We start from the raw sequence: 7840 nt of genomic DNA on the forward strand, positions 1-7840 counted from the left end.
GGCTTCCGACCGCAGTGCGGCGCGCTGGTGATCCCGGCCGCCTCCGCGGTGTGCGCCGCCCCGTCCTCCGCATATCCCGACGCCCGTGGGGCAGATCACAGAAAGTCGGGCTCCGCATCGCGTCACATTCGGACGCGTCCGGTCCATCTTCTCTGTGAGCGGCACGGGCGCGGAGAGCTTGGGAGGCGGCATGGACAGCGTGGCGAGGAGATTCGACCTGACGATGCTGTACGCCGCCTACGGCGCCTTCCGCCGCGACGCCGCCCGGTTGGAGACGGCGGGCCGGCCCGGCACCGCCTTCGGATGGGCCGAGGCGGCGGACCGCTGGGCCCTGTTCACCGCCCACTGGAGCCTCCAGGACCGCGCCGAGAAGAACGCCCTCTGGACCGTCATGTACGCCAAGGACGCCGACGGGCCCGGGCGGGTCGGCGTGGTCCTCGACGCCATGGCGTCGCTGGCCCTGAAGGCCGTCCCGCCGATCGACGGCGTGGAGGCCGCGCTGGAGCACCGCGACCGCGACGCGTTCGCCGCGTACGCGCGCGATATGCGGGCCTCGGTGGACGCGCTGCTGGACTTCAAGGAGTCCAACGTCCTGCCCCTCATCCAGGAGACCCTCACCCCGTTCGAATGGGGCACCTTCGACGTGGAGCTCCGCCGCGAGCTGGGGCTGCGCGGGCTCGGAGTGTTCCTGCCCTGGCTGCTCGACGGTGCCCCGGACGGCACCCGCCGCGCCGTGCTGGGGCTGCTCCCTCCGCCGATCCGGCTCTGCTACCGGGCGCGCTGGCGTCCGCGCTACCTGCGCCGCGGCGGCCTCGCCGTCCGGGCGCGCTGATCCCGCCCGCCGGTCCCGTCCCGCCGGGACCCCGCACGGTGGACCGCGCCATGTGACGCGGTCCACATTCCGACATGTCACATTCGCGGTGTCTGCGTCGGTCTCATGCCCAGAAGCGCGACTGCCACAGCGCGACGGAGGGATGCGGACGATGGCGGGAACGAGGGCGCCCGGCGGGGCGCGGGCCGGCACGCGGAGGCCGCCCAGGGCACTGGACGTCACGACGAGGGCGCTCGACGAGCGGTTCGGCACCACCGGATTCGCGCGCAAGGCGCTGCGCAAGGCGTTCCCGGACCAGTGGACCTTCCTGCTCGGCGAGATCGCGATGTACTCCTTCGTGATCATTCTGCTGACCGGGGTGTACCTGACGCTGTTCTTCAAGCCGAGCATGCACGAGGTCGTCTACAACGGCTCGTACACGAAGCTGAAGGGCGTCGAGATGAGCGAGGCGTACGCCTCCGCCCTCAAGATCAGCTTCGACGTGCGGGGCGGGCTGCTCGTCCGGCAGATCCACCACTGGTCCACGCTCATCTTCATGGGCGCGATCCTCGTGCACATGCTCCGCAACTTCTTCAGCGGAGCGTTCCGCAAGCCCCGCGAGCTGAACTGGCTGATCGGCATCGCCATGTTCATGCTCGTGATGCTGAACGGCCTGTTCGGCTACTCCCTGCCGGACGACCTGCTCTCCGGGACGGGCCTGCGCATCCTGGAGGGCGTGCTCGCGTCGATCCCGCTGGTGGGCTCGTACGCGGTGATGTTCCTGTTCGGCGGCGAGTACCCGGGCACCGACATCATCCCGCGCCTGTACGTCATCCACGTGCTGCTGATCCCCGGCATCCTGGCGGCGCTGATCCCGCTGCACGCCGTCGTGCTGACCTGGCGGCAGACGCACACGCAGTTCCCGGGCAAGGGCAGCTCGAACACGACCGTCCGCGGCTACCCGTTCTTCCCCGTCTTCATCGCCAAGACCACGGCGTTCTTCCTGTGGGTGCTGGGCGTGACGACGCTGCTGGCCGCGTTCTTCCAGATCAACCCGATCTGGCTGTTCGGGCCCTACGACCCCGGCGCGATCAGTTCCGGGTCGCAGCCCGACTGGTACATGGGCTGGCTGGAGGGCGCGCTGCGGGTCATGCCGTCCTGGGAGATCAACGTGTGGGGCCACACCGTCGCGATGAGCGTGGTCGTCCCCGCCCTCGTGGTGCCCGGGCTGCTGTTCACCGGGCTGGCCGTCTACCCGTTCCTGGAACGCTGGGTGACCGGCGACTCGCAGATCCACCACCTGCTGGACCGGCCGCGCGACGTCCCGGCCCGCACCGGCATCGGCGTCGGCGGCGTGGTCTTCTACGGGGGGCTGTGGCTCGCGGGCGGCAACGACGTCCTCTCCGACAAGTTCGACGTCCCGCTGTTCTGGACGACGTGGTTCTTCCGGTTCCTCATCGTCCTCGGACCGGTGCTCGCCTACGCCGTCACCTACCGGCTCTGCGTCGGCCTGCAGCGCCGCGACCTCGGCCTGGCCCACCACGGGCTGGAGACCGGCATCGTCCGCCAGTCGCCGGACGGGGGGTTCAGCGAGGTCGAGCGCCCGCTCCCGGACGAGGCGATCGCCGCGATCACCGATCCGCGCCCCGCGCCCGCCGCCGACCTGGACGTCCCGCCGCCCGTCGACGACGTCGAAAGCCCCCGCGGCCGCACCGCCCGAGGGCGCGTGCGCGCCGCCCTCAACCGCCGCTTCCGCGCCGACCTTGCCGTCGTCCCCGAACGCGCCCCGGTCGAAGCGGACGGCGAGCGGCCGGCGATCGAGGAGGAGGTCGCGTCACGGTGACCCGGGGCGCTCGAACAGGAGGCGGATGACCGGGCCGGCGGCCCGCACGGGGTCGTCGCCGAGGTCGCGCAGGGCGCCGCTCAGCCACAGGTGGGCGAAACCGTGCACGATCGACCAGGCGGCGATCCCGGCCGTCCGGTCCTCCGCGGGGCGGCCGGGCACGGCGCCGCGGACGCCCTCGGCGAGCACGCGCCCGGCGCGGTCGCGCGCGGCGGCCACCTCCGGGTCGTCCGGGCGGTAGAGGGCGGGCGCGAACATGACCTCGAAGTGGACCCGGTGCTCGACGGCGAACCGCACGTAGGCGAGCCCGACGCCGTGCAGGTCGTTCCCGGCGGCCTCCAGGGCGTCGGCGAACAGCGCGTACCCCTCGGCGGCGACGGCCGTCAGCACGCCGGTCTTGTCGCCGAAGTGGTGCGCGGGCGCGGCGTGCGACACCCCGGCGCGGCGCGCCAGCTCGCGCAGGCTCCACGTGGCCGGGCCCGCCTCCGCGATCGCCTCGATCGCGGCGTCGAGCACGGCCCGCCTCAGGTTGCCGTGGTGGTAGCCGTCGCCGCTCATGCCCGGAATCCTAGGGCGGGAGGACGGGCGGTCCGTCAGTCCTGCTCCTTGGCGAACGCGCGGAGGCGGGCCAGGTCCACCACGGTGATCCTGCGCCAGCCGGTGCGGATCAGGCCCTCGCGGCGCAGCCCGCTGAGCGCGCGGGCGACGGTCTCCCGGGAGGCGTCCATCCAGCTGCCGAGCTCCTCCTGCGACAGCGGCGGCCCGATCTCGATCGAGCCGTCGGGCGCGGGCGGGGCGTGCTGGGCCGAGCGCTCCGCCAGCTCGGCGAGCAGGGCCGCCAGGCGCTCCGGGCCCCGGCTCGTGATGTGGGCGGTCAGCCGCCGGTCGGAGTCGTCCATGCGCTGGACGAAGGTGCCGGTGACGAGCATCCACACGTCCGGGTGCGCGTCCAGGAACCCGGTGAAGCGGGCCGCGGGCACGACCAGGGCGCGGATCGGGGACAGCGCGGTGACGGTCGCGGCGCGCGGCCGCCCACCGAGCACCGCGCTCTCGGCGAGCAGGTCGCCGGGGCCGCGGACGGCCAGCACCACGTCGTGGCCGTCCTCGGTCGCGGACGTCACCTTCGCCCAGCCCCGCTCGATGATGATCACATGGTCGGACTCGTCGCCCTGGTACACCAGCGGCGCCTTGACCGGGAACGTGCGGGGACGCGCGGCGTCGCGCAGCGCGGTCCGCTGCGCGGGTTCGAGCGCCGACCAGAACGCGGAAGGCGGAGAGGACGCCGCGTACGGAACCAACAGCCGCCTCCTTTGCTCAGGGTTACCAGAACTGTAAACCCGCAGGCCCTCACTTGGGGACGGCCATGAGGCGCACGGCGAGCCCCGTGAAGACGGTTCCGCTGAAGATGTTCAGGCCGCGGGCGACGCGGCGGCTGCGCCGCAGGAGGTTCGCGAGGCGGCCGGAGAGGAGGCCGACGCAGGCGTCCACGACGAGGCCGAGCAGGACGAGCGTGACGCCGAGGACGAGCAGTTGCACCATCGGATGCCCCACGGAGGGGTTCACGAACTGCGGCAGGAAGGCGATGTTGAAGAGGATCACCTTGGGGTTCAGCAGGTTCGTGACGACGCCCTGCCAGAACGCGCGGAGCCGTCCCGGGCCGACCGGGGCCGCACCCTCCTCCCCCGGCTCGCCGCGGTCCCGGAACGACCTGACGGCGAGGAAGAGAAGGTAGGCGGCGCCCGCCCAGCGCAGCACGTGGTACAGCGCCGGCAGCGCGGTGAACAGGGCGGAGAGGCCGAGCGTCGCGGCGACGGCGTGCGTCAGGGCGCCGGTGGCGACGCCCGCCGCCGCCATGAGGCCCGTGACCGGGCCGCCGCGCCCGCCCATCGCGACGATGAACATCATGTCGGGGCCGGCGGTGACGCAGAGCGCGAACGCGGCGACAACGAACGCCGCATAAAGGGAGGTATCTACCATGCCGAAATCATGCGGCAGGAGGCCGCCGCTCCGCGAGCGCAATACGGCGTCCCCGGCCCCGGGCGGGCGTCAGGCGGCCGGAGACGGCCGCGTCTCGATCGTCAGGGCCTCGTGGTCGAAGGACAGGTACCCGCCGATCTTCGCGGCGTCCTCCAGGGGCTCCTCGTACGACCAGGCGGCGTCCTCGGCGCCGGCCAGCGACCAGTACGCGGCCTCGCCCTTGTAGGGACAGAACGTCCGCTTCTCGCTGCGGGTCAGCAGGCCGCGGCGGACGTCCTCGGCCGGGATGTAGTAGCGGTTGGGCAACCCGGTCTCCGACAGCAGCTTCGCCCGCCCGGTCTCGGCGACGACCTCGTCGCCGAGCAGCACCCGCACGCGCCGGGACGTGGCGCGGGCGTCGACCCGGTGGTACGGGTCGCGCAGGTGGCCGTGGACCTCCTCGTCCTCGTCGAACCAGGCGTCCATCCGGTTCCAGTAGAAGGCCCTGTGCCCGCGCAGCCACGCCGCCTCCGGCTTCGGGTCCGGATACCCCCACACCGCGTTCTCGGCCGCCCGGTCGCCCACCCGCACCGTCCAGTACGCGGCGTCGCCCTTGAACGGGCAGTGCGTCGTGTGGACGGTCTTCTCCAGCAGGTCGGTGCGCACGTCCTCCTCGGGGACGTACAGGACGGGCAGCAGCCCCGTCTCGTGGAGCAGCTTCCCTCGCTCGGTGTCCAGCACCGTCTCCCCCGCGAAGCGGGCGCGGACCCGGCGCGGGAAGTCGTGCATGAACAACCGGTGCGCCGGTCCGTCGATCGTGAAGTTGACCTCGTCGCCGGGCGAACCGGCGAGCGGGCCCGGCTGCATGGTCAGGGACATGGCGCGGCTCCTCAGACTGCCTGACTGCTAGACACCGGTCGGCATCGTCTCCAGTTCACCACGGCGCGCCGCCTCCAGGTGCAGCGGCTGGAGCGCCGAGGTGGCGCGGAACCAGCCCAGCGCGTCGTAGCGATCGGCAAGCCGTGTCGGGACGTAGTGGCGCGAATCCCGGTCCGGGTCGTACACGACGCCGATCGCGCGGTGCCCGAGCATGCCGGTGAAGAAGTCGGGCTTCTCCCGCTCCGGAGGCACGATGAACATCGCCCGGTGCAGCTCCGACTCCGCCAGCACCTGCTCCAGCGAGCCGTGCGCCGGCGGCGGGACGTGCATGACCTCCATCGGGGCGCCCCAGGCCGGCGCCGCGACGACCTCGCCGGGGCCGGCCGCGAAGCCGACCAGCACGACGCCGTCGGCTCCGTGCCGCTCCCTGGCGAGCTGGCCGAGGTTGACCATCCCGGCGCCCGCCATGTCGGTCGCCCGCGCGTCGCCCACATGGGTGTTGTGCGCCCACACGACGGCCTTGGCGCCGTGGAAGTCCATCAGCCGGTCCAGCGTGTCGGCCATGTGGACGTCCCGGACGTTCCACGACTCCGGCCCGCCGCCCAGCATGGTGCGGTAGTAGTGCTCGGCGCCCGCCGCCACCTCGGCGTTCTGCCGGGCGTCGAACTCCTCCTCCGGGTCGCCGGCCTCCCCCGGCAGCGCCGGGCGGCGCAGCGCGGCCAGCAGTTCCAGCACCTCCGCCGCGCAGCCTCCCGGGACCAGGGCGGCGTTCCACCCGTAGGAGCGGGGGTCGTGGCCGTGCGGCTCGAAGCAGCGGTACGCCTCCAGCGCCGTGTCCAGGTACTCGGGGCGGTGCGCCGCCAGGTAGTCGACGACCGCCCGCAGCGAGTCCCAGAGGCTGTAGACGTCCAGGCCGTGGAAGCCGGCCCGCTCGGCCGGCGGAAGGCCCGCGTTGCGGTCGCGCAGCCACCGGCAGAACCGGACGGTCTCCTCGTTGGCCCACATCCACGTCGGCCAGCGCTCGTAGGCGTTCAGGGCGGCCCTCGGATCCTGGTGCGCCCCCGGCGCGAGCGTCACGCAGCGGTCGACCCGGCGGCAGTCGGGCCAGTCGCCCTCGACGGCGACGAACCCGAACCCGCGCTCGGCGATCAGCCGCCTGGTCAGCGCGGCCCGCCACGCGTAGTACTCGTGGGTCCCGTGGCTGGCCTCCCCGATCAGCACGCACCGGGCGTCCCCGATGCGGTCGAGGAGCGGGTCCAGATCCTCCGCGTACTCCAGCGGCAGCGCGGCTCCGCGCACGTCTGCCGCGGCGCGCCCTTCCCGGCCTCGCATGGCGACGTCCCCCTCGCGTCCTCCGTCGCGTCCAGGTCCTTCTCTTCGCCTTCCCGGGATTCGGGGAGGCGAAGCGCGCCGGCCGGGATCGGGGCGTGTCAGGGGTCCCGCCGGATGCCCGTCGTGCGGGCGCGGTAGTCGCTGGGGGTCTGGCCGTAGGCGGCGCGGAACGCGCGGCTGAAGGCGGCGGCGTCCGGCAGGCCCCAGCGGTTGGCGATCGCGCCGATCCGCTGCGTGCCGAGGAACGGGTCGCCGAGTTCGCGGCGGCAGTGCTCCAGGCGGCGGGTCCGGACGTACCGGGCGACGGTCGTCCCGGTCGGCGCGAACACCCGGTAGAGCTGGCGGACGGAGATGTGGTGCGCGGCGGCGATCGCGGCGGGGCTCAGCGACGGGTCGTGCAGGCGCGCCTCGATCCACTCCTCGATCGCCCGCAGCATCTCCGCTCCCTCCGGCGACGGGGACGCGGGCGCGCCCAGCCACTCGCTGGCCGCGCCGGTGACCAGCTCGACGAGGGCCCCGCCGAGGTGGTGAGCGTAGATCTCGTCGGACGCCCCGCCGAACGGGTCGCCCGCCGCGGCACCACTTGTGGCGGGCCCGGCGCCGTTCGGGGCGGCGCCGCGCTCGCCTTCCTCGGCGCCGCTCTCGGCCAGGGCGCCGAGGAAGGACGAGACGAGCCGCCCGGTCCGGGCCCGCCCGCCGAGCAGGGTGCCGCCGAACGCGGCGAGGCGCTCCCGCGGCAGCGGCACGGCGCTGTGCGGGATCACCACGGTGAAGATGTGGTGGGCGTCGAAGGAGATCTCCACGGGACGGGTCAGGTCGTAGAACACCACGTCCCCCGCGCCGACCACGGCCCGGCGGCCGTTCTGCCGCAGCACGCACGAGCCGCGCAGCACCAGGCCGAGCTTGTAGCACTCGCGGGTGTCGCGGGCGATCTGCAGGGCGCTGCGCCGCACCGCGTGCGCGGGCGCGTGCACGTCGCCGGCCTCCACCGGGCCCAGCGCCCGGCCGCTCAGCCGGGC

General features: G+C 73.5%; 8 protein-coding genes. 2 read left to right on the plus strand and 6 right to left on the minus strand.

Features of this window, described 5'->3' with window-relative positions; translation table 11 throughout:
• Positions 1–190: 190 nt before the first annotated feature.
• Positions 191–832, plus strand: a complete 642-nt coding sequence (locus AB0C69_RS34140; protein WP_360359115.1) for a hypothetical protein — start codon at positions 191–193, stop codon at positions 830–832.
• A gap of 151 nt (positions 833–983) precedes the next feature.
• Positions 984–2654 carry a ubiquinol-cytochrome c reductase cytochrome b subunit gene (locus tag AB0C69_RS34145; RefSeq protein WP_360359118.1) on the plus strand — a complete coding sequence of 557 codons (1671 nt, stop codon included), beginning with the start codon at positions 984–986 and terminating at the stop codon, positions 2652–2654.
• On the opposite strand, the gene AB0C69_RS34150 is transcribed toward AB0C69_RS34145, so the two are convergent.
• The 6 genes from AB0C69_RS34150 to AB0C69_RS34175 form a co-directional block, all read right to left on the minus strand.
• Complete coding sequence (locus AB0C69_RS34150; protein WP_360359121.1) at positions 2646–3212, minus strand: TetR-like C-terminal domain-containing protein; 567 nt, start codon at positions 3210–3212, stop codon at positions 2646–2648. The two genes, AB0C69_RS34145 and AB0C69_RS34150, sit on opposite strands and share 9 nt — an antisense overlap.
• A gap of 35 nt (positions 3213–3247) precedes the next feature.
• Positions 3248–3952 (minus strand): Crp/Fnr family transcriptional regulator, encoded by a 705-nt coding sequence (locus AB0C69_RS34155; protein ID WP_345183782.1) that lies wholly within the window; start codon positions 3950–3952, stop codon positions 3248–3250.
• Positions 3953–4001: 49 nt separating this feature from the next.
• Complete coding sequence (locus AB0C69_RS34160; protein WP_360359124.1) at positions 4002–4631, minus strand: LysE family translocator; 630 nt, start codon at positions 4629–4631, stop codon at positions 4002–4004.
• Between the two features lie 69 nt (positions 4632–4700).
• Positions 4701–5489: a DUF427 domain-containing protein gene (locus AB0C69_RS34165; RefSeq protein ID WP_360359127.1), complete on the minus strand. Its 789-nt coding sequence runs from the start codon at positions 5487–5489 to the stop codon at positions 4701–4703.
• Positions 5490–5516: 27 nt separating this feature from the next.
• Positions 5517–6821, minus strand: a complete 1305-nt coding sequence (locus tag AB0C69_RS34170; RefSeq protein ID WP_360359130.1) for an erythromycin esterase family protein — start codon at positions 6819–6821, stop codon at positions 5517–5519.
• Between the two features lie 98 nt (positions 6822–6919).
• The coding region (locus tag AB0C69_RS34175) for a helix-turn-helix domain-containing protein (RefSeq protein WP_360359133.1) at positions 6920–7840 on the minus strand (921 nt) is incomplete at its 5' end.

It is taken from the genome of Actinomadura sp. NPDC048032 (assembly GCF_040653175.1).
Taxonomy (GTDB): domain Bacteria; phylum Actinomycetota; class Actinomycetes; order Streptosporangiales; family Streptosporangiaceae; genus Spirillospora; species Spirillospora verrucosospora.

What these genes read in the sequence shown, in the direction of transcription:
- AB0C69_RS34140 (WP_360359115.1), top strand. Translation starts at nt 191, where the DNA reads ATGGACAGCGTGGCGAGGAGATTCGACCTGACGATGCTGTACGCCGCC.
- AB0C69_RS34145 (WP_360359118.1), top strand. Translation starts at nt 984, where the DNA reads ATGGCGGGAACGAGGGCGCCCGGCGGGGCGCGGGCCGGCACGCGGAGG.
- AB0C69_RS34150 (WP_360359121.1), bottom strand. Translation starts at nt 3,212, where the DNA reads ATGAGCGGCGACGGCTACCACCACGGCAACCTGAGGCGGGCCGTGCTC.
- AB0C69_RS34160 (WP_360359124.1), bottom strand. Translation starts at nt 4,631, where the DNA reads ATGGTAGATACCTCCCTTTATGCGGCGTTCGTTGTCGCCGCGTTCGCG.
- AB0C69_RS34165 (WP_360359127.1), bottom strand. Translation starts at nt 5,489, where the DNA reads ATGTCCCTGACCATGCAGCCGGGCCCGCTCGCCGGTTCGCCCGGCGAC.
- AB0C69_RS34170 (WP_360359130.1), bottom strand. Translation starts at nt 6,821, where the DNA reads ATGCGAGGCCGGGAAGGGCGCGCCGCGGCAGACGTGCGCGGAGCCGCG.